General features: G+C 58.8%; 18 protein-coding genes and 2 pseudogenes. 14 read left to right on the top strand and 6 right to left on the bottom strand.

Annotation, left to right across the window (positions count from 1 at the left end; translation table 11 throughout):
• Positions 1–565 precede the first annotated feature (565 nt).
• Both BLS41_RS37870 and BLS41_RS39920 read left to right on the top strand, forming a co-directional pair.
• Positions 566–3,760: pseudogene (locus BLS41_RS37870) on the top strand (efflux RND transporter permease subunit); the annotation flags it as partial.
• 42 nt (positions 3,761–3,802) lie between these two features.
• Positions 3,803–4,996 carry an efflux RND transporter periplasmic adaptor subunit gene (locus BLS41_RS39920; protein ID WP_253189956.1) on the top strand — a complete coding sequence of 398 codons (1,194 nt, stop codon included), beginning with the start codon at positions 3,803–3,805 and terminating at the stop codon, positions 4,994–4,996.
• Between the two features lie 88 nt (positions 4,997–5,084).
• On the opposite strand, the gene BLS41_RS37860 is transcribed toward BLS41_RS39920, so the two are convergent.
• The 5 genes from BLS41_RS37860 to BLS41_RS37840 form a co-directional block, all read right to left on the bottom strand.
• Complete coding sequence (locus BLS41_RS37860) at positions 5,085–6,302, bottom strand: MFS transporter (protein ID WP_074775007.1); 1,218 nt, start codon at positions 6,300–6,302, stop codon at positions 5,085–5,087.
• Positions 6,303–6,376: 74 nt separating this feature from the next.
• A complete protein-coding gene (locus BLS41_RS37855) occupies positions 6,377–7,723 on the bottom strand; it encodes a carbohydrate porin (RefSeq protein ID WP_083380304.1) in 1,347 nt (448 codons plus the stop codon).
• Positions 7,724–9,019 carry a cytochrome c gene (locus tag BLS41_RS37850; protein ID WP_074774825.1) on the bottom strand — a complete coding sequence of 432 codons (1,296 nt, stop codon included), beginning with the start codon at positions 9,017–9,019 and terminating at the stop codon, positions 7,724–7,726. It abuts the gene before it with no gap.
• A 10-nt stretch (positions 9,020–9,029) separates the two neighbouring features.
• Positions 9,030–10,802, bottom strand: coding sequence for a GMC family oxidoreductase (locus tag BLS41_RS37845; protein ID WP_074774818.1), 1,773 nt, complete (start codon positions 10,800–10,802; stop codon positions 9,030–9,032).
• Positions 10,803–10,862: 60 nt separating this feature from the next.
• A complete protein-coding gene (locus BLS41_RS37840) occupies positions 10,863–11,591 on the bottom strand; it encodes a gluconate 2-dehydrogenase subunit 3 family protein (protein WP_216350666.1) in 729 nt (242 codons plus the stop codon).
• 251 nt (positions 11,592–11,842) lie between these two features.
• Between BLS41_RS37840 and BLS41_RS37835 the strand changes: the two genes are divergently transcribed.
• Positions 11,843–12,844 (top strand): LacI family DNA-binding transcriptional regulator, encoded by a 1,002-nt coding sequence (locus BLS41_RS37835; RefSeq protein WP_074774813.1) that lies wholly within the window; start codon positions 11,843–11,845, stop codon positions 12,842–12,844.
• 412 nt (positions 12,845–13,256) lie between these two features.
• Here BLS41_RS37835 and BLS41_RS37825 read toward each other — a convergent pair whose 3' ends face one another.
• Complete coding sequence (locus BLS41_RS37825) at positions 13,257–14,129, bottom strand: SDR family oxidoreductase (RefSeq protein WP_074774806.1); 873 nt, start codon at positions 14,127–14,129, stop codon at positions 13,257–13,259.
• Positions 14,130–14,206: 77 nt separating this feature from the next.
• On the opposite strand from BLS41_RS37825, the gene BLS41_RS37820 reads away from it, so the two are divergent.
• The 11 genes and pseudogenes from BLS41_RS37820 to leuD all read left to right on the top strand — a co-directional run bounded on the left by BLS41_RS37820 (position 14,207) and on the right by leuD (position 25,383).
• A complete protein-coding gene (locus BLS41_RS37820; protein WP_253189949.1) occupies positions 14,207–14,674 on the top strand; it encodes a winged helix-turn-helix transcriptional regulator in 468 nt (155 codons plus the stop codon).
• Between the two features lie 425 nt (positions 14,675–15,099).
• A complete protein-coding gene (locus tag BLS41_RS37815; RefSeq protein WP_253189948.1) occupies positions 15,100–16,320 on the top strand; it encodes an MFS transporter in 1,221 nt (406 codons plus the stop codon).
• Positions 16,321–16,364: 44 nt separating this feature from the next.
• On the top strand, positions 16,365–17,144 hold the full coding sequence (locus BLS41_RS37810) for an SDR family NAD(P)-dependent oxidoreductase (protein ID WP_074774800.1): 780 nt from the start codon (positions 16,365–16,367) through the stop codon (positions 17,142–17,144).
• A gap of 40 nt (positions 17,145–17,184) precedes the next feature.
• Positions 17,185–17,667, top strand: coding sequence for a YybH family protein (locus BLS41_RS37805; RefSeq protein WP_074774798.1), 483 nt, complete (start codon positions 17,185–17,187; stop codon positions 17,665–17,667).
• Between the two features lie 84 nt (positions 17,668–17,751).
• The gene (locus tag BLS41_RS37800; RefSeq protein ID WP_171910404.1) at positions 17,752–18,525 is read left to right on the top strand and encodes a formylglycine-generating enzyme family protein; all 774 of its coding nucleotides are present in this window, start codon (positions 17,752–17,754) and stop codon (positions 18,523–18,525) included.
• A 94-nt stretch (positions 18,526–18,619) separates the two neighbouring features.
• The gene (locus BLS41_RS37795; protein WP_074774792.1) at positions 18,620–19,465 is read left to right on the top strand and encodes an NAD(P)-dependent oxidoreductase; all 846 of its coding nucleotides are present in this window, start codon (positions 18,620–18,622) and stop codon (positions 19,463–19,465) included.
• A 94-nt stretch (positions 19,466–19,559) separates the two neighbouring features.
• Positions 19,560–20,363 (top strand): annotated as a pseudogene (locus BLS41_RS39915) (IS5/IS1182 family transposase); the annotation flags it as partial.
• A gap of 432 nt (positions 20,364–20,795) precedes the next feature.
• Positions 20,796–22,286 carry an MFS transporter gene (locus BLS41_RS37790; RefSeq protein ID WP_083380301.1) on the top strand — a complete coding sequence of 497 codons (1,491 nt, stop codon included), beginning with the start codon at positions 20,796–20,798 and terminating at the stop codon, positions 22,284–22,286.
• Positions 22,287–22,291: 5 nt separating this feature from the next.
• A complete protein-coding gene (locus tag BLS41_RS37785) occupies positions 22,292–23,212 on the top strand; it encodes a substrate-binding domain-containing protein (RefSeq protein WP_074774789.1) in 921 nt (306 codons plus the stop codon).
• 89 nt (positions 23,213–23,301) lie between these two features.
• Complete coding sequence (locus BLS41_RS37780; protein WP_074774786.1) at positions 23,302–24,741, top strand: 3-isopropylmalate dehydratase large subunit; 1,440 nt, start codon at positions 23,302–23,304, stop codon at positions 24,739–24,741.
• Between the two features lie 3 nt (positions 24,742–24,744).
• A complete protein-coding gene (leuD, locus tag BLS41_RS37775) occupies positions 24,745–25,383 on the top strand; it encodes a 3-isopropylmalate dehydratase small subunit (RefSeq protein ID WP_074774783.1) in 639 nt (212 codons plus the stop codon).
• The last annotated feature ends 49 nt before the right edge of the window (positions 25,384–25,432 follow it).

The raw sequence follows: 25,432 nt of genomic DNA, 5'->3' as shown, positions 1-25,432 counted from the left end.
AATGCAGTAAGCGACAGTGGTCTCGGCATGGAAGCGAATGGCCAGAGCGCTGCCGGGGGCCGCGCAGAACTCACTCGCGCCCAGGTTGAAAGGGAATTATCCAGGGCTGAGCGTAGCGGCGAGCTTCAGACGTTATATTCGACGGTCTACAAAGGGAGCTAGACGCAGCTCACTTCAGTAACTACGTAGCCTGCAGATCAAACACGCACAGATACCTGTTGCCTTGATTGTGAAGGTGCCTGTGCGCTCCGTTACAGCGCTTCCGGCATGTTTCATCGAAACTGATTGAAGTTACCGTGACGCAACTTGCAAGATCCGAAAGTCGGCGTAACTCAACATCCCATAACTTTACTCATACCTCAAGAATGTTCCGACACGTCGTCTAAAAGAGCGCAGACGATATGACCTCGTGGTAAAGACGGATGACGGGCTGCTCACTTCGATATAGTCCGTCACAACTGACTGTCAGCATTGCCCGTCATCTGACATTGTGGCGCCTGACGTACCCTCTAATATCGCTGGCTCTACTAATAGCTGCGCTAATAGGCTTGGCGCCTGACCTGCAATGTGGATCGTCAAACTTGCACTCACCCGGCCGCACACGTTTATCGTAATGGCGATAGGCATTTTATTGGCGACGCCCTTTGTTCTGTTGACCATGCCGACGGACGTCTTTCCGTCGATCGATATCCCTGTGATCAGCATTATCTGGAGTTACAGCGGGTTGTCGGCCTCAGATGTTGCGACCCGGATTACCGCTGTGAACGAGCGGGGTCTTACTACGACAGTGAGCAACATCCAGCATATCGAATCAGAATCGCTCCCCGGCATTTCCGTTATCAAACTGTTTTTGCAGCCGCGAGCAAGTGTAGAGACGGCGATAGCGCAGACCGCTGCTTTGGAGCAATTCGAGTTACGGCAAATGCCTCCGGGCGCCACGCCACCGTTGATTATCACGTATTCCGCCTCAAGCATCCCGGCAATTCAGTTAGGGCTGTCGAGTCGAAGTATGACGGAACAGGCCGTAGCGGACGTTGCGCTCAACTTTTTGCGTCCGCAACTGGTAACTATCCCCGGAGCTCAGGTTCCGGTTCCATACGGTGGCAAGACGCGCGTGGCATCAGTCGATCTCGATTCGAGAGCTCTGCTGGAAAAGGGGCTGACACCGACTGACATCGTCAACGCTGTCACCGCGCAAAACCTGATTTTGCCAACTGGCACTGCGAAAATTGGACAGACCGAATACACATTCGGGATGAACGGGTCACCAGCCACGATTGAAGCGTTAAACAACATACCGGTCCGCACGCTGAATGGTGCGACGACTTACTTGCGGGAAGTTGCGCATGTGCGTGACGGGTTCTCTCCTCAAACAAACATCGTGCGTCAGGATGGTGTTCGGGGTGTATTGGTTACCCTCCTGAAGAGCGGGGATGCATCCACGCTCGAAGTTGTGAAGAGTCTTAAGGCATTGCTTCCGCATGTCAGTGAAGCGCTGCCTCAGGACTTCAAGATCACACCACTATTCGATCAGTCGGTATTTGTTAGTGCTTCCATTAACGGCGTTATTCGGGAGGCTCTAATTGCTGCGGGACTCACCGCTGTCATGATCCTGCTTTTTCTGGGGAACTGGCGCAGTACGTTGATAATTGCTGTTTCCATTCCACTGTCGATTTTTTCGTCGTTGATTGTGCTGCACGCATTAGGCGAGACGATCAACATTATGACGCTAGGTGGCCTCGCGTTGGCCGTCGGTATTCTTGTCGACGACGCGACGGTGACGATCGAAAATATCGAGCGGCATCTGCATCTGGGTTCAAGTCTCGAGACAGCAATCCTGGAGGGGGCAGGCGAGATTGCCACGCCCGCGCTGGTTTCGACACTATGTATCTGTATTGTGTTTGTGCCCATGTTTTTTCTGGGCGGCGTTGCCCGCTATCTTTTCGTGCCACTCGCGGAGGCCGTTGCCTTTGCGATGATCGCCTCATATCTGCTATCACGGACGCTTGTTCCAACCCTTGCGTTTTTGTTGATGAGACATGTGAGGCCCGTGCAGGAGAAATTGGACGAGTCCGTATTCGCGAAGGTTCACCAGCGATTCAATGCAGGTTTCGAAAGTGTTAGAAGAAATTATGTAGTTATTCTTGGAATTCTGCTCGCAAGGCGTCGGATATTTGCGGCGGCGTTTCTCGGCTTTTGCATTGCCTCAACCGCGCTGATACTGGTTTTGGGTCGTGATTTTTTTCCATCAGTTGATGGGGACGGCATTCGTCTGCACATGCGGGCCCCTAGCGGGTTTCGAATCGAAGAGACTGCGAGACTGGCAGATAAGGTCGAAAAAGTCGTGAGAGAGGTGATTCCGCAATCGGAGCTTGACACCATTCTCGATAACCTTGGCCTACCGTACAGCGGCATCAATCTTTCTTATAGCAATGCGGGAACCATAGGCAGTCTTGATGGTGAAATTCAGATCGCGCTTAAACCCGGTCATCTCTCCACGCGAAGCTACGTTGCTCGATTGCGGACAGTTCTGCCAGAGCGGTTTCCCGGTGTCGAATTTTTCTTTCAGCCGGCCGATATGGTCACGCAAATATTGAATTTCGGTCAGCCGGCAGCCATCGATGTTCAGGTGGTCGGGTCGAACCTGGTATCCGATATGAGCATTGCGAGTCACCTCATGAAGGACATACGGAGGATCCCAGGAACCGTCGACGCGCATATACAACAGCGGAACAACGAGCCAGCATTTCTAATGAACATGGATCGTACAAGGCTCCAGCAAGTAGGGCTGACGGCCAACACTGTCGCACGCAATTTGTTGATCTCACTTTCAGGAAGTTCTCAGACGTCGCCGTCGTTTTGGGTCAATCCGCAAAACGGGGTTGAGTACCCGCTGTCGGTGCAGACGCCACAGTACGATCTGGCAACAATAGATGACATCTTACGGATGCCGGTATCACCGGACGCAAATGTGGCGCCGCAGCTGCTCGGCAACCTCGCTGTGCCGCAACCGGGTGTTCAACCGGCAATCGTGACGCACTACAATATTCGGCCTGCTATCGATCTTTATGTCAGTGTCGAAGGCCGTGACCTCGGGTCTGTTGCAGCCGAAATAGATCGTCTTGTAGACAAGGCTCGCGCTTCGTTGCCCAGAGGCACAGATCTGGTTGTACGCGGTCAGGTCGAGACGATGCGGTCTTCGTTTGTAGGACTGGGAGTGGGCGTCGCGGTGGCTGTGGTGTTGGTGTATCTGCTGATGGTGATCAATTTCCAGTCGTGGATCGATCCGCTCATTATCATCAGCGGTTTGCCAGCGGCGATCGCTGGAATCATCTGGATGCTTTTCGCAACCAGAACTCATCTAAGTGTTCCCGCGCTGACGGGGGCAATCATGACTGTAGGAGTGGCGACGGCCAACAGTATTCTGGTGGTGGCCTTCGCTCGCGAGCGTCTCATGTCGGGAGCGACTCCGCTGCGTGCTGCGCTCGATGCCGGCGCAACGCGAGTGCGGCCTGTGCTCATGACCGCCGCCGCGATGATCATCGGAATGATACCGATGGCGCTTGGCTTTGGAGAGGGGGCGGAACAGAACGCCCCGCTTGGTCGAGCGGTTATTGGAGGGCTTTTATTCGCGACTGCGTCCACATTGCTGTTCGTGCCAGTGATGTTCGCGGGAATCCATAGTCGTCTTAGGCGGAAGCACAGAACTGGGCTCTCCAATGAACTGAGTGGTGATCCTCGCCGGCAGATAGGGCCTGATGGCGAAACACTTGAGCCCAACGGGCACTCATCCGCGACATCGGTGAATGCAATCGACGCTCAGCACGTGGACGACAGTCTGCCGCCTCAAAGGCTCGTAGTGAGGCGTCTGAAGATTGGTGTTGTTGTAGTGATATTCGTACTTGCCGGAGCTGCGGTGCGAGCGGTATCAGAGAATATCCACGATTCCAGGAACGTCGCGAATATCACTGCCCGGAACTCGCTTCAATATGTCAGCGTCATTGTGCCGTCCACATCGACGGACAATATAAGCATTAATTTGCCAGGTACTATTCGGGGTGCGGTCGAGTCACCTATCTTTGCGCGCGCAACGGGCTATGTGTTGCACCGGTATGTCGATATCGGCGAACGTGTGAAGCCGGGTCAGTTACTGGCGGACCTCGATACGCCTGAAGTAGATCAGGAACTCAACCAGGCTGTCGCTCAACGTTCCCAATTGACGTCGAGTCTTTCGCTTGCCAGAAGTTCGTTCGAGCGCTGGCAGAAGTTGCGCCAGCACGATGACGTGTCGCAGCAGGCACTGGACGAGCGCAAAAACAGCTTTGATCAGAACGTCGCTAACCTGGCGGCTGCCGATGCCAACGTGCGACGCTTGCAGCAGCTGGAATCGTTCAAACGTGTCGAGGCACCTTTTTCAGGTGTGGTCACTCAGCGCAATGTGGACGTTGGCGATCTTGTCGAAGCTGGGAGCGGCAGGCAGGCATTGTTTGGGATGGCGCAGCCGGAGCTGCTGAGGGTTTATGTCCAGCTTCCTCAAGCGTATGTGCAAAATGTGAGGGAGGGCGAGGAGGTTACCGTGACTCAACCGGAGTTGGGGGGGCAGCAATTTCACGGATTCGTCTCGCATGTGTCCGGCGCGATCGATGTGCCCACGCGCTCGCTACAGCTGGAAGTGAGTTTGAGCAATCCCGGTAACGTGTTGCGTCCTGGTGCTTACGTCGAGGTTTCGCTAGCAACCGCTACACGAGCACCGCTATTGGTGCCGAGTAGTGCATTGCTATTTCGGGCCAATGGCCCGCGTTTGGCGGTTGTCGGCCACGACGGAAAAGTCCGGTTGCAGCGTATCGTCATTGCACGGGACCTAGGTGAATCGCTTGAGGTCACAAGCGGTATCAAGGCTTCGGACAAAGTGATCGCGAATCCAAGCGATTTCATCGAGGACGGGGACGGAGTCGTGGTTAAATCGCCTCCGTTCGTGAACGGCCTCCATTCGTAGCTCACGGGCCTGTGCGCTTCGGCGACGTTTGGTGGATACCTCATGGAGTTCTGTCAGAGAAGCGCCTGCGCCGTCGCGTTCGAGGCAACTACGCATTGGCGGTCTTGCGCTTTTCTAGCACGAAGGACACCGCCAACACCCCGATTCCCGAGATCGCGAGGAGCGCGCCCACGCCGCCGGTCGATTGCCAGCCCCATCCGGCTGCAATGACCAGACCACCAAGCCACGCACCTGCTGCGTTCGCGACGTTGAACGCACTGTGATTGAGGGCGGCTGCGAGCGCCTGCGCGTCCTGCGCGACGTCCATCAGACGCGACTGGAATGCGGGCGTGAGCGCGGAGCCGATACCGACACCGAACAGCATCGGCACGATGGCCCACAGATACGGAGCGGCGAACACGTAGCCGATCAGGATCAGCGCGGAAAACGCGTACATGCCAATCATTGTCTGCTTGAGCCAGCGGTCGGCGAGCCATCCGCACACGATGTTGCCCAAAACCATGCCGACACCGATCACCGCGAGCACCCAGGGCACCTCGTGCGGCGCGAGTCCGGTGACGTGCGTCAGTGTCGACGCCGCATAGGTGTAGGCCGAGAACACACCCCCGAAGCCGACGGCCGATGCGAGCAAGGTAAGCAGCACCTGTGGACGTCGCAATGCCCCGAGTTCGGAAAGAGGGCTCGCATGCGCGGGCTTCGGCAGAGCCGGAAGCGCATATGCGATCAACCCGGCCGTGATCGCTGCGATCACGGCAACTGCTGCGAAACAGGACTGCCAGCCGAGTAACTGACCGAGCCAGGTCGCAGCCGGGACGCCGATCACGTTGGCCACGCTAAGGCCGAGCATCACCTTTGCAATCGCCACGCCGCGTTTATTGGGCGGCACGAGCGACGCTGCGGCAAGGGCAGCGAGCCCGAAATAAGCGCCATGGGGCAATCCCGCGATGAAGCGGCTGAGAATCGTCAGCGTGTAATTGTGCGACAGGGAGGTGGCGCCGTTTCCTATCGCATACAGCAGCATCAGCACGATCAACAGTGCCCGCCGTGGCACGCGTGCGAACACGACAGTGATCAACGGAGCGCCAACCACCACGCCGAGCGCGTACGCGCTGATCATGTGGCCGGCCTGCGGCACGCTCACATGCAGATCGCTGGCGACGTCGGGAAGCAACCCCATCGCCGCGAATTCCGCGGTGCCGATTGCAAAACCGCCGAGCGCCAGCGCGAATTCGCTCAGCCCGAGGCCGTGCGGCGGCGCGGCTGCAGGTGTCGGAAGCGTGAGGTCTGACTGGCCGGCTTCGGTCACCTTCGATGCTCGAATTTGCGTGTCGGCGTCTGAAGCCGAATCTGTTCCTACGCCGCTCATAAACTTCAATGCCCTTAAAAATAAACCGTCGATTTGAGCCCGACGACAAACGCGTTGGCGTTCTGCGATGTGCCGCCCGGATGCACGATATATTGCAGGTCCGGTTGCAGACTGACCGTCGGTACGACTCGCCAGCTGTAAAACAGCTCATAAGTCGTTTCGTAACCACGTCCCACAGCCGATGCGTCGGCGGGATGCAGCGCGTTGTATGTCGCCTGATAGTCCGCCGCGCGACTGCTCGAATGGGTGGCGGCCATACCCACGCCTATCCGGTCCCCCGCGCGATGGAAAGGCTCCTTATACTCGAAACCCAACGACATCTGCCGGTCGAGCGCTGACGTCGCGCGATCGCCCCACACGCCGCGCAGGTTGACCGTGAGACCTTCGCCGCCGTCCTTTCCCGTGAGTTGTTGAGCGACCGCAATGTACGCGTTGTAGCTGCTGCTGGACTGCCCGGCAGGCAAGCCGGTGAGGGCGCGCAGATTGCCATTGACGTCGCGCACGAGATCGGGCTGGCCGCCAGTGTTATACATGAAGCCGAGCTTGTAAGTGCCCTTGAGCCCATTCAGGGTCGGTGTAAAGCCGAATTCGACGGGCAGCACCGCGCCGTCGGTGCCGCCGGCACCAGTGGGCAACCACGCGTTACGTCGTTCCCAACTGGCTTCGTAGTACGTCGGACTCTGCTGGTAGACGCCCGCCTGCACATACGTCGACGCAGTCGTGTCGTACTTCACGCGGCCCATCCACACGCTGCCCGGCCAGCTCATTGCGTAGTCGCCGTACAGATTCGACGCCTGCGGACCGCACAGCGCGAGGTTCTGGAAATTGCAGTCCGATACGTCGAACGACTGTCCCTCGCTGTCGCGTCCTATCGACACGAGCAGCCGCCCGTCGATGAACGTGCGGTCGAGCGTCATCTTCGTCAGCCAGACCGTTTGTCCCCGTCCATAGATTTCCTGGGTCTGCTGGCTCGTGCCGAGATTCGCGTCGGCGTCAAGACTGCGGCCGAAGCGATCGGTCAGTTCGAAGTTGAAGGTCGTGTGACGCACACCCCACAGTTTGTCGAGATCGACAGAGACGCCCGCCGCCAACTGCTGCGCGGCCCGCGTCAGACGATCCGTGCCGCCCGAGAGGTTGTGCGCCGCTTCGTTCGTATAGGTGAATTCGAACGTCACGCCAGCATCGGCGAGACGTTCGCGTTGCCCGTTCCATGAGCCCAGCAGGTACGGACTTGTCGCAAGGTAGTCGAGCGGACCGGCGAGAGCGGATGTCATCGAGATGAGGGAGCCGCACGTACCCGCCGTCAGAATCGCGTGACGCGTCAGACGGCGCGCGGTGAAGGAGATCGAGGTGCTCGCCATTCAATGCCCGATCCAGTTCTGTGAAACGAGTTGTTTGCGTGCCTGCGCGACGGTGCCGGCGGACACGGCCGGTGCGGCATTGCCCCATGAATTGCGCGTATAGGTGAGCACGGCGGCCACTTCGTCGTCCGAGAGCTTCCAGTCGAATCGCGGCATGCCCGCGCCGGTCGGATTCGCGTGGGTCTGCGGTCCGTCCTCGCCCATCAGCACGATATGCAGAAGCGTCGCCGGATTGTTCGAGAGGAGGGTCGGACTGTTCACGAAGGCCGGAATCATGCGGCGGATACCACTGCCGTTTGACACGTGACATGCAATGCATTGGCTTTCATACACGCGTTTGCCGAGCACCATCGCCGCGTCGGTTGCCGCGACGGGTTGCGCAGGCGCATCACTACTCGAGCGCTGAGCTTTCAGATAGACGCCAATGGCGTGCAGATCGGCCGACGTCAGATGTTGCGTCGAGTTCTCGATCGCTTCGGTCATCGGGCCCGACGACACCGCCTTCTCGTTCGACCCCGTCGCCAGGTACGTTGCAATATCGTCGACGCTCCACGCACCCACGCCGACATGTGGGTTTGCCGTTAGATCCGGCGCATACCAGCCGGCGAGCGAGCCGCCTTGCAGGAATGCGGCCGAATCGCCGCCGAGAAAATTCTTCGCCGTGTGACACGCCGCGCAGTGTCCCGCGCCTTCGACCAGATACGCGCCGCGGTTGTACTCGACGCTTTTCGTCGAATCGTCCCTGAAAGGTTGCGCGCGGAAGAACAGCAGATTCCAGCCGCCCAGCAACCAGCGTTGGCTGTAGGGGAACGGCAATTGATCTTCGACGACGCGATGGTTCACCGGCGCAAGCGAATGCACATAAGCCCAGAGATCGCGCACGTCGGCATCGGTCATGCGGGCATAGCTGGTGTAGGGCATCGCCGGATACAGATAGCCATGCGAGCCCTGGCCGTGACGTACCGCGCGGTCGAATTGCGCGAGCGTCCAGCTGCCGATGCCTGTGTCCTTGTCTGACGTGATGTTGGACGAGAGAATCTTGCCGAACGGGGTCGCGAGCGGATAGCCGCCCGCGAACGGCGCTGCGCCGGGCGCGGTATGGCATGCCGCGCAATCGGCGGAGTAGGCGACGTAGCGGCCGCGCGCGAGTTGCGCGTCGTCAGGAGCGTCGCTGTCCTGCGCGGTCGATGTATAGGTGCGATGCAGGTCCCAGGTGACGCCCACGCCATAAATCACGGCGGCAATCCCTGCGAGCCCGAAAATCGTCGTGGCGATGCGTTTGAAGTTGATGGCCATGGCTTCTCCGTTAGCGTGTGAGTGAGCCAGGCTGGCGCAGATAATCGTTGACGATGGCCTTTGCGGTCCAGAGCGTCAGCGCCGAGAGCGTGCCGGTCGGGTTATAGCCGCCGTTGTTCGGAAAGGACGACGCGCCCAGCACGAACAGGTTGTGCACGTCCCAGTGCTGCTGATAACGGTTAAGCACGGAGGTTGCCGGATCAAGCCCTATGACGGCGCCACCGATGGTATGTGAGCTGTCGTACGCGCGAAATGGCGAGTTGGGCTGATCGGGAAACGCTACCGCTTCCCATGTTTTGGCGCCGCTTGCGCGACAGATATCGGCGATGCGATCACGCACGAAGCGCGCCATCTTGCGGTCGTTTTCGTTGTAGTCGAAGGTCATGCGCAGCAACGCCTGACCATTGCCGTCCTTGTAGGTCGGATCGAGCGACAGATACGAATCGTGATGCGAATACGAGGTTCCCTGACCCTGGATCTTCGCGTAGTTTTGATAGCTCTGCTTGAACGCGCGTTTCCATTCCGAGCCCCAGAGCTTTGTGCCGGGAGGCACGCGGTCTGTCATTCCAATCGGCGTGCCCTGATCCGATAGCGCCTGGATACCCGCGCCTCCGAGAAAGCCGAGGTTGGTGTGATCGAAATTGTCGCCATTGAAATCATCGATCTGCGTGGACAGCGCCCCCGTCGAGATGAACGGATTCATGTGCTGGTTCTCGAAATACAGAAACCCATATGACATCGTCTGATAGTTATACGCACGGCCGAGCGTGCCACTACGCGTGGCCGGATCGTAAGGCGTGCCGATGCCCGAGAGCAGTAGCAGCCGCACGTTGTCCAGCTGATAGGCTGAGAACACGACGATATCGGCTGGCTGAAATCCAGTATTGCCGTCGGAATCGAGAAACGTCACGCCCGTCACGGTCTTGCCGTCCGGCGCCTTTTCCGCTTTGAGTACGGTGCATTCGGTCAGCAGCGTGAAGTTCGTGCGCGTCATCAGTGTGGGAACCGTGCAGATGTTCGGCGACGACTTCGAGAAATTGCCGCATCCGTAAAAGCCGCAGAAGCCGCAATACGTACAAGGCGCGAGATTGATACCAAGCGGGTTCGTATAGGCCGCGCCGATGGTGCCAGCCGGGATCGGAAACGGGTGATAGCCCATGCGTTCGGAGACCTGATGGAACATGTCGTTCCAGTGCGAGCGAACGAGCGGCGGCGTAGGATATTCATTCGTGCGCGATCCCTCGAATGGATTGCCGCCCGCCTGAGTTTTACCGTCGATCACGCCAGCCTTGCCCGAAATGCCCGCGATCTTTTCCCAGCGATCGTAGTGCGGTTCGAGCTCGGCATAGCTCACGCCCCAATCCTGAACAATGAGGCCTTCATCCAGAGGCATGTTGTGATAGCGCTCGCGCCATCGCGTTGCCATTTCGAAGTCGGACGGATTGAAGCGCCACGCGTTGGCGGCCCAGTGCTTACCGGCGCCGCCGACGCTGTAACCCATCTGCCAGATATTCCAGTCACGGCCCGGCAGTGCGGTCTGATTCGGGTTGTTCCGGAAGGTGAGCGTTTCGACGCGCGGCGGCTTCAGGACTTCGCGGCGCACGCCGTAGCGCAATTCGTCGGCAGCAATATTGGGCGAGAAATTCCTGTTGGTCTGCTCCCAGGCTCCGCGCTCTACGGCGACGACATGGAGTCCCGCACGTGTCAGTTCTTCTGCCATCAGCGAACCTGCCCAGCCGAGACCGACGATCACCGCGTCGGCCTTGGGTCGTGAATAGTTCATGTCATCTGCCTTCTTGTGGGTGCGTTATTCGTAGCGTTGGGGTGTGGCGGGTGCTGTGAGTCAGATGCGACCGGCGAGGCTGACCGGCTCGATATTCATCGGTTTGCCTTTCATCTCCACGTAGTCGCGATAGTCGTATCGCGCGCCAGGGAAGCCGATCATCTTCCATCCCGCCATGTCCTTGTTACCGCCATAGATCGGGTCCGCGAAGAAGCCCTCCTGCACGTTTGCAAGCAGTTGCTTGAAGAAGGTGCCGGAGTCGATGGTGTTCATCGGCAACTTGCCGGCGTCCATCTGTTCAAGCACATGGTCCTGCTGGTCGGCGGTGAGCGCCTCAAATGGATGGCCAAGGGTCTGACGGCAATGTGCGTCGATTTCCGCGAGCCCTTTGCGATACAACTGCGCGGGCGTCAGTGGCGACTGATCGCCCTGTGAGCCGGTGCCTTTCGCGTAGGGACCCGCCTGGTATTTCCATGCACCGTCCCCGTATGAGCCCGCCAACTGATGATCGATAAACGCAACACAACCCGCTTCGGACGCGCTGACGCTGAGTTCATCGGCGGGAATCAGTCGATCGAAAATGGCCTTGATTTGCGCGGCTTCGGCGTCGGTGAAAAAAACGCGCTGGGTTGGATCGACAGGGACTGGCGGCGGCGTTTCCTTCGCCAGCCATCGGGAACCGCCGAACAGAATGCGCTGCGCGGCGCCCGCCGGACGGTAGATCGCGGCAGCGGTGGCGGTGCTGATCAGCGCCAGTCCAGCCTTGAGCACGGTGCGTCGATTGATCATGGATCAGCCTTTGTGTTTAAAGAGAGCGCTCTCATTAAATTGCAATAAAAAAGTATGTCTGCACATACTTGAGGTGCTAAATGCGACAATTTGGTGCTTGACGAATGAGGTCTGCGATTCGGCGGCAGTTTAGCAAATACTTAAAATATGTGCAGTCAATGTGACGCCAGGTACTTTTGAGGCATTTGCGCGGCATCGAAGCGGTAAAATGTGCGGCCCTCGTTGGTGAGGTGCGCTGGAGGAGAGGACACGTGACGCGGAAATACACAACGTTGGAAGATGTGGCGCTGGCCGCAGGCATGTCACGCGCCCAGGTTTCGCGCGCGTTGCGAGGCGATCCGGGCGTGAAGCCGGAAACCCGCGAGCACGTGGCGCAAGTGGCGAAGACGCTTGGCTATCAGCCGAACATCGCTGCCCGCGCGCTCGTATCCGCGCAACCGGATACCGTGGGGATCATCATCGGCGAGCCGACCAACCCGTTTCACATCCAGCTGGCGCAGGCCATCGATGCAGAGCTGCAGCGCGTCGGTCTCGACTCGGTCGTATCGCTGCGCGCGCAAGACGATCCCGCGACATTGCGCGAAGGTGACCGTTTGCTGCGGCTGCGCGTGGCGGGTGTGATCCTGATTTCGAAGCCGCGCAACAAGGAAGCGCTCGCCGCGCTCGCCGAGCAGTTGCCGTGCGTCTATCTCGGCAAGCGCGTGAATCACTCGAACGTCTCGACGATCGACATCGACGATAAAAGCGGCGTTGAGCAGGCGATCGGCCATCTGATCGCGCTGGGACATCGCCGCATTGCGCATCTGGCGGGCACGGTCGAAATCTCTGCTCGCGAGCGCACCGCCGCGTATCGCGCGGCGATGCGCCATGCAGGCCTCGCGGCCAACGTCGTGATGGGCACACACGATGTGGCGTCGGGCCGACGTGGCGTTGACACGCTCGCGGAGCAGGGTGAATTTCCGACTGCAATTTTTGCGTCGAACGATGCAATTGCGCTTGGCGCGATAGACCGACTCAAAGGACGCGGTCTGCGCGTGCCGGAGGATGTCTCCGTGATCGGCTTCGACGATATTCCCGACGCGACCAGCGAAATGCTGGCGCTGACCACTGTCCGGCAGGATGTCGACCAGCAGGCGCGGGAAGCGGTTGCTGCACTTCAATTGCTGGCGTTCTCAACGGTTCGCAAGGTAATCCGCAAAGTACTTCCAGTCTCTCTCGTGGTGCGTCGTTCTGCAGGACCGCCGCGGAATTAAAGCTGAATCACGGCTGTGTGCGCAATGGGTGAGGCTGGAGGCGCGCGTGAGTTATCACTGCAACGTGGACAAATAGACCGAATCGCTCAATGCCCTGCAATGTAGCCACACTGTTTCTATTGACGACGGGCATCGCGTGATCGCATTCACCGCCGAGAAACATATCGTCAGAAAACGCCTGAACGACCGCCTCCTGAATGAGCGCCGCGACTTTGCGATCCGCGGCGCTCACCTCTTTGTGTGAGCCCGTATCTCTTGTCAGGGTGACAGGTATGGGGCTACACATAAACCTCGATTCACATGCATAAGGCGGATCGGGATCATCATCGCTTTTAACAGAGGAACCTGAGCATCCTGAATGCCCGGACTGCAAACACTCCTGTGCTGAATGCCGCCTGCTGCAAATCGACTATCAGTCTGCCAGCGCGGCGGTAATAGTCGCTTTCCACGACGTAGTCGGGCGGTCGAGCAGTTTGCTCAATGCGCGACTGTCATCAAATAGCGCGCCTTCGGCGGCACATGCGTCAGAATCGGCCAGCAGCTCGGCGAGCGCCGGGGGAAGACCAGCACCTGACAACATCGCCTTGAATTCGGACTCAGGAAGGTTTGCGTATCCGATCTCTTTCTTCGTCTGCGTGGCGATTTCCTGCGCGAATTCGCTTAGCGTGTACGAATCGTCGCCTGCCAGTTCATAAATACGTCCGGAGTCGATCTGATCCGCCGAAAGGACGATGGCCGCGGCTTCGGCATAGTCCGCGCGCGCGGCGGACGAGATACGCCCTTCGCCTGCACTACCCGCCAAGGCATTGTGTGCAAGCGCTGCAGGGATACTCGCCGCGTAGTTCTCGGTGTACCAGCCATTGCGCAGCAGGACGTACGGCACTCCCGATTCGCCCAGCGCAGCTTCGGTTTCGCGATGCTCGCCAGCGATACCGAGTTTCGAAACATCGGCGTGTAGCAGGCTCGTATAGGCGATCAGTCCGACTTTCTGACGGCGTGCTGCATCGATGACATTGGCGTGCTGCGCGCTCCGGTTGCCAAGATCGTTCGATGAAATCAGCAATACACGATCGATCCCATGGAACGCAGTATCAAGCGATGCCGCGTCCCGATAATCGCCAATGCGCACATTGACTCCCAATGTGCTCAGGTCGGCGGCGGCCTTGTCGCTGCGCACCAGCGCATAGATCTGCGCGGCCGGAACGCGCTTGAGCAATGCTTCGATGGTGAGGCGGCCGAGTTGGCCTGCGGCGCCCGTGATGAGAATGCTGGCTTGGGTAGGCATTGAATTCCTTTGGTCTTTAACTGAGGGTAGGTATATCATAGAGACCTAATCGCAAACGCAAAAGGAGGCAGTTTTTCGTGCCTAAGTTACAGGAAAGTAACCTGACAGAGACCGCCGTACCGCTCGACACTGCGGCTACCCGCTTTCGCGCGTGGCAGGAGATGGGGTTTGATGCCAACCGTTGCCCCGTGCGCAATGTCCTGGATTTCATCGGCGACAAATGGAGCACGCTGATTCTGATGTCTCTCGCCGGCGGCCCGCGCAGATTCAACGAGATCATTCGCGCGGTGCCGGACATTTCAAAACGCATGCTCACACAAACGTTACGCTCGCTCGAACGCGACGGTTTGGTTACGAGACACGTTTTTCCCACCAAGCCACCTAGCGTCGAATACCGGTTATCGCAACTCGGACGATCAGTGCTCGAGCCGCTTGACAGACTGGTCGGCTGGGCAGAAACCCACTTCGCGACGATTACCCGAGCGAGGCAGCAATTTGACGCGAACGTTATTGATGAAGCGACGGGCGCGCTGACGCAGAAGTAGAGTTTCGAAAGCGGTGGGACGCCCATAAAGCTGCAACGCGTGATGCTTTCATTGTTGGGCATGGTGTGTGTATCGCTTCGATTGATTTTGTCTGGCCGATATTGAGGGCGATTGTTTCCGGTCTCAGACTTGCACTGTTTGTCTGGCTTAGTGCATATGGGCTAAAAACATTGTGTGCGTGATTTGTTAACACAAATGCAACCGTCCGGTTTCACACTAACTAGGCCTGATACTTAGTTGGGCGCGACGCGTGGTTGGTGGCACGCGAAGTGGCGTCTGTGGTGGCCTGCATCAGCTGTATGTTCCGTCTCGCACGTTCAATATGGCAGTCATGCCATTTTCGCGTCGGCTTGCTGCCTGGCGATATCGGCTACCCTGTTCGAGCCTTACTCCAATGAGCGCCTATGACATCATGGTACCGACGCATGACCAGGGTCCAGAAGCTCACGTTCTGGGCATGCTGGGGCGGATGGGCGCTCGATGGCATGGACGTGCAGATATTTGCGTTCGTCATTCCTGCGCTTGTCACGCTGTGGGGAATGACGAAGCCTCAGGCAGGGATCATCAGTACCTCTGTTCTCGTCAGTTCGGCCATAGGCGGCATCGTGGCGGGCGTGCTCGCAGATCGCTTTGGACGAATGCGCGTGCTGCAAATCACGATCTTGTGGTTCGCAACCTTTACCGGCCTCTCCGCTTTCACGCATAACTTCCATCAATTGTTGATCACGCGCAGTCTGCAAGGTCTGGGCTTCGGCGGAGAATGGGCCGCCGGTGCGATTCTGATCGGTGAAGTCGCTAACAAGGAGTCTCGCGGGCGCGCTGTTGGCAGTGTGCAGGGAGGGTGGCCCGTGGGTTATGGCGTCGCTGCACTTTTTTATTTCGTGAGTTTCACTTTGCTCACACCCGCATGGGCATGGCGAGTGCTGTTTCTCATCGGTGTGCTGCCGGCGTTATCGGTGTTATGGCTTCGGCGAAACGTCCCTGAATCGCCCGCCTTCGTTGCGGCAGCGAAAGCACGCGAGACGATAAGCGTGAGACAGACATTCGGTCAGATCTTCTCCAGGAAGATCGTTCGCAGGACCGCGACTGCATCACTGCTTGCTGCCGGTGCACTCGGCGGCAATTACACCATGCTCACGTGGCTGGTAACGTTTCTGAAGCAGAACCATGGAATGAGCGTGGGTACTACCACGATCTATATCGCCGCGAATATTTTCGGTTCTTTTTGCGGGTATATGGGGGCGGCTTATATGAGCGACGCACTGGGCCGCAAAAAGACATTCGTCATCTCGGCACTTTGCGCGGTGACAGCCGTGCTTCTCTACACGATGACGCCAATCAATGGACCGCTGATGTTATTGCTGGGCTACTTACTGGGTATGTTCCAGTCCGGCATTGTGTCTGGAATGGGTGCCTGTTTCTCTGAACTATTTCCTGCACATATCCGTGCGAGTGCGGGGGGATTTTCATATAACTTTGGGCGAGGAGTTGGGTCGCTGATTCCCGCAGCCGTCGGATTGACGAGTGCCGCGTGGGGCCTTGCGCCGTCCATCGGCGTCTGGGCGGTCGGTTCCTATTCGCTCGTGTTTATCGGTGCGCTGCTGACGCCGGAGACTCGTAACAAGGAACTGGAATCCGGCCTTTGAGTCGACTCGAATCCATTCATTGAATTTTTTAAGGAACCAGGAACATGCAAATAGATATGAAAGGGCGTGTGGCAGTCATTACTGGCGGGAGCAAAGGCATCGGTCGGGCAATAGCCGCGCGGATGGCTCAAAGCGGTGCCGATGTTGCGCTCCTTGCCCGCCGACCCGAGGCGCTCGAACAGGCACGAACTTTCGTGTCCGGCACGGCCACGGGACGGGTGCATATTGTCCCTTGCGACGTGACAAAAGCCGACGCAATCGCCTCCGCGTATTCGGATGTGATGAACGTGTTCGGCAAGATCGATATCGTGGTCAATAACGCGGGGATCGCGCAGACGGGCCCGTTCGCGTCGATTTCGGACGAGACATGGCAGGCCGATCTGGACCTGAAGCTATTCGCTGCGATCCGATTGACCCGGCTCGTATGGCCGCAACTGATCGAGCGCCGCTGGGGCCGCGTGATCAACGTGCTCAATATCGGCGCGAAGGCACCGAAAGCCGCATCCGCACCCACGTCCGTGTCTCGTGCCGCTGGCATGGCCTTGACGAAAGTTCTGGCAGGAGAGGGCGCACCTCACAACATCCTCGTCAATGCGCTGCACGTGGGACTGATCGACAGCGATCAGTGGGCACGCAAACATGCGCAGACGGGCAACGGCTCCTATGATGATTTTCTCGCCGACATGGCGAAAGGCGTACCGCTGGGACGAGTCGGCACAGCCGAAGAATTTGCCAACGTGGCGTGCTTTCTTGCGTCGGATCTTGCGAGCTATGTGACCGGTACTTCGATCAATGTCGATGGAAATATGTCGCCGGTCATGTAGTCCCCCTGTTCCGCCATTTTGTCGAAGAGGTAAAAGATCCATGACGAGCTGGAAAGACAATTTTGCGAGTGTGCTGCTGAGCGCTTCCCTTCTGACAGTACTCCCCGTTGCATATGCAGCGACGCCTCGACAATCGGAGTTGCTCGACGCGGCGACGAGGCTCGGTGCACAGTACGACGCCAACTATGCCATTCAAGATCCGAATGCAATGGCGGCGTTATATGCGCCGGACGGCGTGCTGGTTTCGCCAGCGGGAAATATCATCCATGGCCATGACGCGCTGGTTGAGTACTACAGGAACCGCTTCGCCAATGGTGCCGTCAAGCATCACATCGAGATGCAGGAGGTGCATGTTCAGGGGAATGGGGGCTATGGAGTCGCCCACATAACCATTCAATCAAAAGATCCGAGTGGTGAACTGCATACGGAAACCGGCAATCTGGTGGCCGTCTTCGTCAAGAGTGCAGATGGCTGGCATTTTCGTCTGATCGAACCGAGTATTCCGCCAAAAAGCGGGAACTAGGCGTCCAGGATGCGCGACAGTGCCCCTCCCGCTGTCGGCAGTCAGCGTACAAAGAATCAGAATTCAAACATACAGGAAGAGATCATGCGTTTCGAGAAACACCTGGGTAGTCGGGTAATGGCGCTGCTGATTACGGTATTTGTCTCGGTGACAGCGCAAGCCGATCCGGCCCCGGGCACAGCGTGGACGGAGCCCACCACGGGCATGGAGTTCGTCTGGGTGCCGGGTGGTTGTTTCAATCAGGGCGCGACGAATGGGGCGGACAAGGAACAGCCCGTGCATCAAGTGTGCGTAAAGGGATTCTATCTGGGCAAGTACGAGGTGACCCAGGCGCAATATCAGAAACTGATGGGCTCCGATCCGAGCGAATTCAAAGGCCCGAAGCGACCGGTCGAAAGAGTTTCTTGGGTCGACGCAGAGGCCGCCGCGCAGAAACTGGCCAAACAGAGCGGAACCAGAATCGGCCTGCCCAGCGAGTCGCAATGGGAATACGCGTGTCGGGCCGGCGAGCAGCAGGACGTTTATTGCGGCACCGGCGATATCGCGGGACTGGCGTGGTACTCGGATAACAGCGATGACACGACCCACGACGTTGGCGGGAAGCGTCCGAACGCCTGGAATCTGTACGACATGACGGGCAATGTATGGGAATGGACGCAAGACTGTTATCACAGCAGTTATGAAGGTGCGCCCAAGGATGGCAGCGCCTGGATCACCGGTGATTGCGACGACCGGGTTACACGCGGTGGCGGCTGGAATCGCGCAGCGTCTCGCGCGCGTTTCTCCTATCGCGGCGGCGACGGTGCCGATCACCGTGACGACAATATCGGATTTCGCCTCGCGCGAGCGCTGCCATAGCCTCACTGGCGGGCACCGGCAACGGTCGAGTCTTTTGGTGGTCAGCGGCGAGGCTCTAGTCGTGGTACGGTCAACCTGTAGCGGAGAGAAGGGTATGAAACCGATCGTTGCAATCCCATCCGCGGGTGAGATGGGGGCCGCTTTGGCCGCGCAACTCACCGCACGCGGTGTCAAAGTTCTGACGATGCTCGAAGGGCGCAGTGAAGCGAACCGTCGACGTGCCGAGCTTGCGGGTATGACCAGCGCAAAGGACGACGATCAGCTACTCGATGCGGATTTCCTGCTGTCTGTCTTGCCACCCGCGCACGCAGCCGGATTCGCACGGCGTATCGCGCCGGCGCTGATCCGGGCGCCGCGCCGTCCCCTCTATGTCGATTGCAACGCAATTAGCCCCGACACAGCACTCGGAATTGCTAAGAACATCGAAGAGAATGGCGGAAGTTTCGTCGATGCAAGCATCATCGGCTTTCCGGCCAAACCTGGCGCGACGGGCGGCCCGAAGATTTTTGCCAGCGGACCGCTTGCTCCGAGTCTCCAGGTACTCGGCGAATACGGTCTGGAAATCCGGGTGCTCGATGCACCGGTGGGCGCTGCTTCGTCGTTGAAGATGTGCTACGGCGGCCTCACCAAGGGTTTGGTCGCGCTCGGGTCGGCGCTCATCCTCGCGGCGCAGCGCACCGGTTCGATGGATGCGCTGAACTCCGAGTTGCAGGCCACTCAACCACATCTGTTCGCATGGCTGCAACGTATGGTGCCCGACATGTTTAGAAAGAGCCACCGCTGGGTCGCCGAGGTAGATGAAGTGGAATCGCTGATGGGTGATCGGCCCGAGCATGAGATATTTGCTGGTGCGAGTGCGCTATTTGAGCGGTTGGCAGCCGACGAGCGCGGCGATCAAACGGAGATTGATGTTCTGGCCGCCTTTTTTACTCGGGTCTGAGATGGCGACCGATATGCAAAAGGGCAAACTGCGGCTCGCAGTCGGGCCTAAGCTGGCCGAACTTGCTTCGAACGGCGGACAATCTAGGTGATTACGAATGAGTGAGCTCGACCAGATCAGGGCGCGACTAAAGGAAGGATCGGATAAACAACTGTCGCTCACCGACTCGGATCGCGATCCATGACAGGCGGCAAAACAGCCGGCACCGTCGACTACAACGTCCAGCTAGCAGTTCATACAAAACATCATCTGATCGTCGATCACGAGGTGATTAATATCGGAGGCGATCATGGTCAACTTGGCAAAACGGCTCTATCGGCGAAAGACGCGATGAGCAAGCCAAAGCCGAAAGTGCTGGCTGATCGCGGCTACTTCAGCGGTCCGGATATCCAAGGGTGCTCACTAGCGGAATCAAGACGTATGTCCCCAAACCACTCACCTCGGTGTCAATGAAGAACGGGGCTAGCTACTACCAGGCGGGACTTATCTATGTTTCCAACGATGAGTATCAATGCCTCGCCGGCGAATGCGCGATTCTTTGATTCAAAACTATTAAAAATGGAATGAATCTGGACGTGTACTCATCCAATGCATGCCCGCGTAGCCATCTCGACGAGCGATGTTTTCGCAGCGACTATCCACGCATCAGGCCATGGGAGCACAAAAATTTACTTGAATCCATGCGACGTCGCCTCGACAGGAAACCTGATGCGATGACGATTCGAAGGGGCGTTGTTGACCACGTCTTAGGCACGCTCGAGCATTGGATGGGTGCCGCGCACTGTATGACCCTGGCCGTCGGGGGGGGAGCACCGAGATGAGTCTCCAGGTATAGGCCTACGGCCTTGAGAGGGTCATGAATATACTCGGAGTTGCCAGGATGATGGAGGTGATGAGGACTGGAAGCAGATGCCCGGATGGGTTTCTTGCGCCTCTGTTGTTCGACCAGCCAAGCTCGATGCACTTGAGTTGATTGTCCCTATCGGCAATCGTGCCATTAGCGGCAAAAATCGACCTTCCAGACTCTCTCGGTCGCCCTCCGCCTTGAAATATGGTCAACCTTTTCTTGAGCGAGGTGCCAAAGCCTCTTCTCGCAGATCGTTCGCCTAAAGAAATTGGGGGCAGAACCGATCGCGCAACTCCCTACGTACGTCCGCAATGGCACATCGCGAGTAACTGAGGCAACAGATCAACAATCTTATGGCAGGAACCCAGAAGCCCCTAGGTGCCATTAAACGGAGATGATTGCAACAATCGGCTTCGCATCGCCTGGTGACCGGCCATTTCCGTCCGAACGTCATGTGCCGTGATGCAGTGATCCTGTCTTGCAATGGTGCGAAAACTGGTGTGCATCCGTCACATAGAGGCATGTGGCAAGATCGGTTCACTGAGCGGGGGCTGCAATAACGATCCCGGCAACCTAACCGATGGCGGAGACGACACCGTGTCCTTGCACGACAACGCGCACACACATGACCCTGACGGCGAACGTCAGGGCTTCTGGTTATTTTCATTGAACAGGCGCGAACGTGTCACCTGGGCAGCCTGCTTCGGTGGTCGCGTGCTCGACGCGATGGACTCCCAGGTCTACGCGTTGATGCTGCCGACGCTGATCGGCGTTTTCGCGTTAAGCCGTGGGCAGGCCGGCCTGCTTGGCAGTCTGACCACGGTGGTTGCCGCATTCTCCACGCTGCTTGCCGGCGCGGCGGCAGACCGCTTCGGGCGCCTGCGTGTATTGCAGATAGCGATCGCGATCAGCGCGGTATCGACCGCTCTCGCAGCATTTGCGCACAGCTTCACCTATCTCGCGGTCATGCGCGCGATTCAGGGCATAGGCTATGCCGCTGAGCTGACAGCGAGTTCTACGCTCGTCAACGAGATGATCCGCTCGCGTTACCGCGCCCGCGCCGTCTCCGGTACTCAAAGCGGCTATGCAATGGGTTATGCGATTGCGGTCTGCAGCATGTTGGCCGTGCATGCTGTCGTGCCGGCGCAATACGCGTGGAGAGTGTTGTTCGGTCTGGGGATTATCCCGGCGCTCTACGTGATCCTGCTGCAACGCTTCGTCGGTGAGTCATCGCTATTTCTCGCTGCGAAGAAAGCAACGCCGGTCGAGCAGGATCGTACTTCAATGCTTGATCTGTTTCGGGGCAGTAATGCACGGAACACGCTCGTCACCGCGATGATTTCGGTGGGCGTCTACGGCGCCGCCCAAGTGATGATTTTCTGGCTCCCGACCTATCTGCAAAGCGCTTTCCACCTGGACGTCACGCACACTGGCGGCTACCTTGCGCTCAATATCGCCGGCTCGTTCGTCGGCCCTTGGCTCTATGGGCCGGTGAGTGACCGTTATGGCCGGCGACCGGTGTTCCTTCTCTTCCTGGCGATGCAGGCTGCCGCAGTGCCTGTGTACCTGTCGGTCAGCGGCTCTCTGGCGCTGACGCTGGGCGTAGGTCTGCTGGTGGGGCTGCTGCAAGGTGGGCTGGCGACAGGGGTTCAGCCGATGCTCGGCGAGCTTTTCGGCACCCGCATCCGTGGTCGCGCAATCGGTCTGAACAATGCATTTGTGCGGGCGACGGCCGCCGTCGCGCCGGCGGTGGTGGGCTATCTGGCAGGGCGCTCGGCGTTTGGTACGGCAATGATCACAGTTGCCATATCGCTGTACGCATTCGCCGCCATTGGCGTCCTGCTCGCTCCGGAAACGCGCGGCGTGGATCTGGCAACGGATCTTAAAGATCCGGCGGCCGCGCCATCGGCACCTTCAGGCCGCGAGTCCAATGCGCCGGGCACCGTTTCGAAAACTTCCTCCGTGGAAATCTGAACAAAATGACTCTCCTGAACCTGCGGGCCGGCCTACGCGCGGTACCGCTGACCGAACCGTTGCTGGATGGCCGCGTCCACAGCGGCCGACTCAAGATCGAGCCGTGCGGCGCAACGCCTTATACCGAAACTTTCCGACGCATGGCGCGCGATCTCGCCTACGACATCGCCGAAATGCCTGTTGCGACGCAACTTCTGCTTGCCGATGCAGGCGCGCCGTTGACCGCGATGCCAATCGTGATCGCTGGCGGCGGACTGCCGCACGCCGCGCTGGTCTGTCTGAAGGACTCTGACATCCACGGTCCAGCATCGCTGCGTGGCAAGCGTATTGCAATTCGCGCCTATGCGCAGACCACAGGCGTCTGGATTCGCGGTGTGCTGCAACACGAATACGACGTAGCGCCCGCCGAACTAACCTGGGTGACCACCGAGGATTCGCACGTGGCGAGCTTCGTCGATCCAGCAAATGTTCAACGTGTAGACGAGAAAGACCTTCTCGTTCTTCTGAGGCGTAAAGAAGTCGACGCCATCGTCGCGTCACCGCATGTTGTCAAGGGCGCGACAGATCTGCGAGCCGTCATCGAGGACGCGGCGACCGTCGCTCAGGCATGGGCGCAACGCGAAGGCGTGCATGGGGTCAATCATGTGTTGTCGGTGCGGACCGCGCTGATCGAACAGTCGCCGTGGGTGGTCGATGAACTCGCCCGCTGCTTCACGGAGGCACGCGAACTGGCGCTGCGCGATGTGCAGGACGGCAAGCGCTTTACACCGTACGGCGACAAGGCCAATCGTCGCTCGATCGATCTGATGTTGCGTTACGCGTACGAACAGCAGATGACCACCAAGCTCTTCGAATACGACGATTTGTTCGCCGCATGGCCGCAGACGCTTTCGGGCGACGCCGACCAAGCCACAACTTCTGTCTGAGCGAGCGCTACCGCACGCAACGCCGGATGGCAGAAACAACACGGCGGCAGGCTTCTGAAGCGCCGCGCGATTCACGAGAGGAACCAATCATGGGCTCGACATTCTTCGAGAAGGTCTGGAACGAACACATCATTCACTCATTCAGCGAGCGTGAATGTCTGCTGGCGATCGACCGGCTCGTGCTGCACGACATGAGCGGCAGCGAAGCGCTATTTCAACTCGACAAGTCCGGCCGGGTACCCATCAAGCCGGAGATGGTGTTTTCGACGGTCGACCATTTCATCGCGACGTTTCCGGGGCGCGGACCCAACGACGAGCGCCCGGTGTCGACTGGCGGCACCGGTTCGAACAAGGGCGCGGGCGTCGAGCGCATGGCGATTCTGCGCAATCTGTCGAACAAGTTCGGTGTGAACTTCGCCGACGTCGGCAGCCGCAACCAGGGCATTACGCACGTGATGGCAACCGAGGCGGGTATCGCGTTGCCGGGTCTGATGATCGTGTGCGGTGACAGCCATACGTCGACGATTGGCGGAATCGGCGCGGTCGCGTGGGGCATCGGCGCGTCGGAGGCGCAACATGTCGCGGCCACGCAAACCATTCTGCAAACTCGCCCGAAGATGATGCGCGTGACGATCGACGGCGTGCCCGGTCCGAACACCACAGCAAAGGATATTGCCCTGCACCTGATCCGCCAGATCGGCGCGCAGGCGGGTGTGGGCTACGCGGTCGAGTTCGCCGGCAGCACGATCCGCGACATGCCGATCGAAGGGCGCCTCACGCTGTGCAATATGGCGATCGAGTTTTCCGCGAAGATGGCCTCCGTGCCACCTGATGAGAAGACCTTCGCGTACCTGAAAGACCGCCAGTACGCGCCGAAGGGCGCCAAGTGGGATGAAGCGGTGCGGCACTGGCGCACGCTGCGCAGCGACGATGACGCGGTGTTCGACACTGAAATCCATCTGGACGTGACGGATCTGAAACCGCAGGTCACGTGGGGGCTGAGTCCGCAGCACACAGTGAGCCTCGGCGAAGATGTGCCGGACCCGGCGCAAGAGGCCGATCCGATGCGCCGTGCGGCGATGGAGCGTGCGCTTGCCTACATGCAGTTGACGCCGGGTGAACCGGTAGTCGGTCTGCCGATCGACGTTGCTTATATCGGCACCTGCACGAATGCGCGGCTGTCCGATCTTCGCGAAGCCGCGAAGGTGTTGAAGGGCCACAAGGTCGCTGCCGGCATTCAGGCTGTGTGCGTGCCGGGCTCCAGTTCGGTCCGGGCGGCAGCAGAAGCAGAGGGAATCGACAAGATCTTTATCGACGCGGGCTTTGTGTGGAACGAATCGGGCTGCTTTGGCTGCACCGGGATGCCGAGTGCTCAAGGCGCAAGGACGATCAGTTCCGCGAATAGAAACTTCGAGAATCGGGGCGGTCTGCAAACCCGAACGCATCTCGCCAGTCCGGCCACCGTCGCCGCGAGCGCACTCGCTGGCCGTATTGCCAATGTCCGGGACTTTGAAACCGTAGGGGTCTGACAGATGGAACCATTCGTTCGAACGACAGCTGTGGCTGCGGCGATCCAGCGCAACAACATCGACACCGATCAGATCGCACCGGGTCTTTTCGCGGCGAACACGCCGAAGGAAAAACATGCCGAGGCGCTGTTTCGGAACATGCGCTACCTGACGGGAGAAGAGCTGAATCCGGAGTTCGTGCTGAACCGTTCACCGTGGGATAAGGCGGAAATCCTTGTCGTCGGTGAGAACTTCGGCTGTGGATCATCGCGCGAGGCGGCGGCCAAGGCATTGCGTGCGTTTGGCATCCGCGCGGTGATAGCGCCGAGCTTCGGCGGGATTCTGTTCAACAACTGCTTTCGCAACGGAATCGTGCCGGTGGTACTGCCGAAGGAGGTTGTTGCCCATCTCGCGGACGATGCCGATCACGCCGGCGATGGCGCGCGGCTCACGGTTGATCTGGAAGCGTTGACGGTCACCGACAACGCGGGCCAGGCGTATGCATTTACGGCGCCGGAGCAGCAGCGAACGATGTTGCTGCACGGACTCGACGAGATCGATTTCACGCTTGGCATGCGTGCAGAACTCGAAGCGTTCTGGTCACGCGACCAGCAACTCCGGCCATGGGTCTATGAACCGGGAAAAGCAAGCGACGCGAGATGAAGTATTCGGCATGACATCTAACAGCGGCTGTCTTATACAAAGCCGCGCT

The organism is Paraburkholderia fungorum (assembly GCF_900099835.1).
Classification (GTDB): domain Bacteria; phylum Pseudomonadota; class Gammaproteobacteria; order Burkholderiales; family Burkholderiaceae; genus Paraburkholderia; species Paraburkholderia fungorum_A.
Note: the sequence above shows the minus strand (reverse complement) of the source record. Positions and strands in the feature narration are given on the sequence as shown.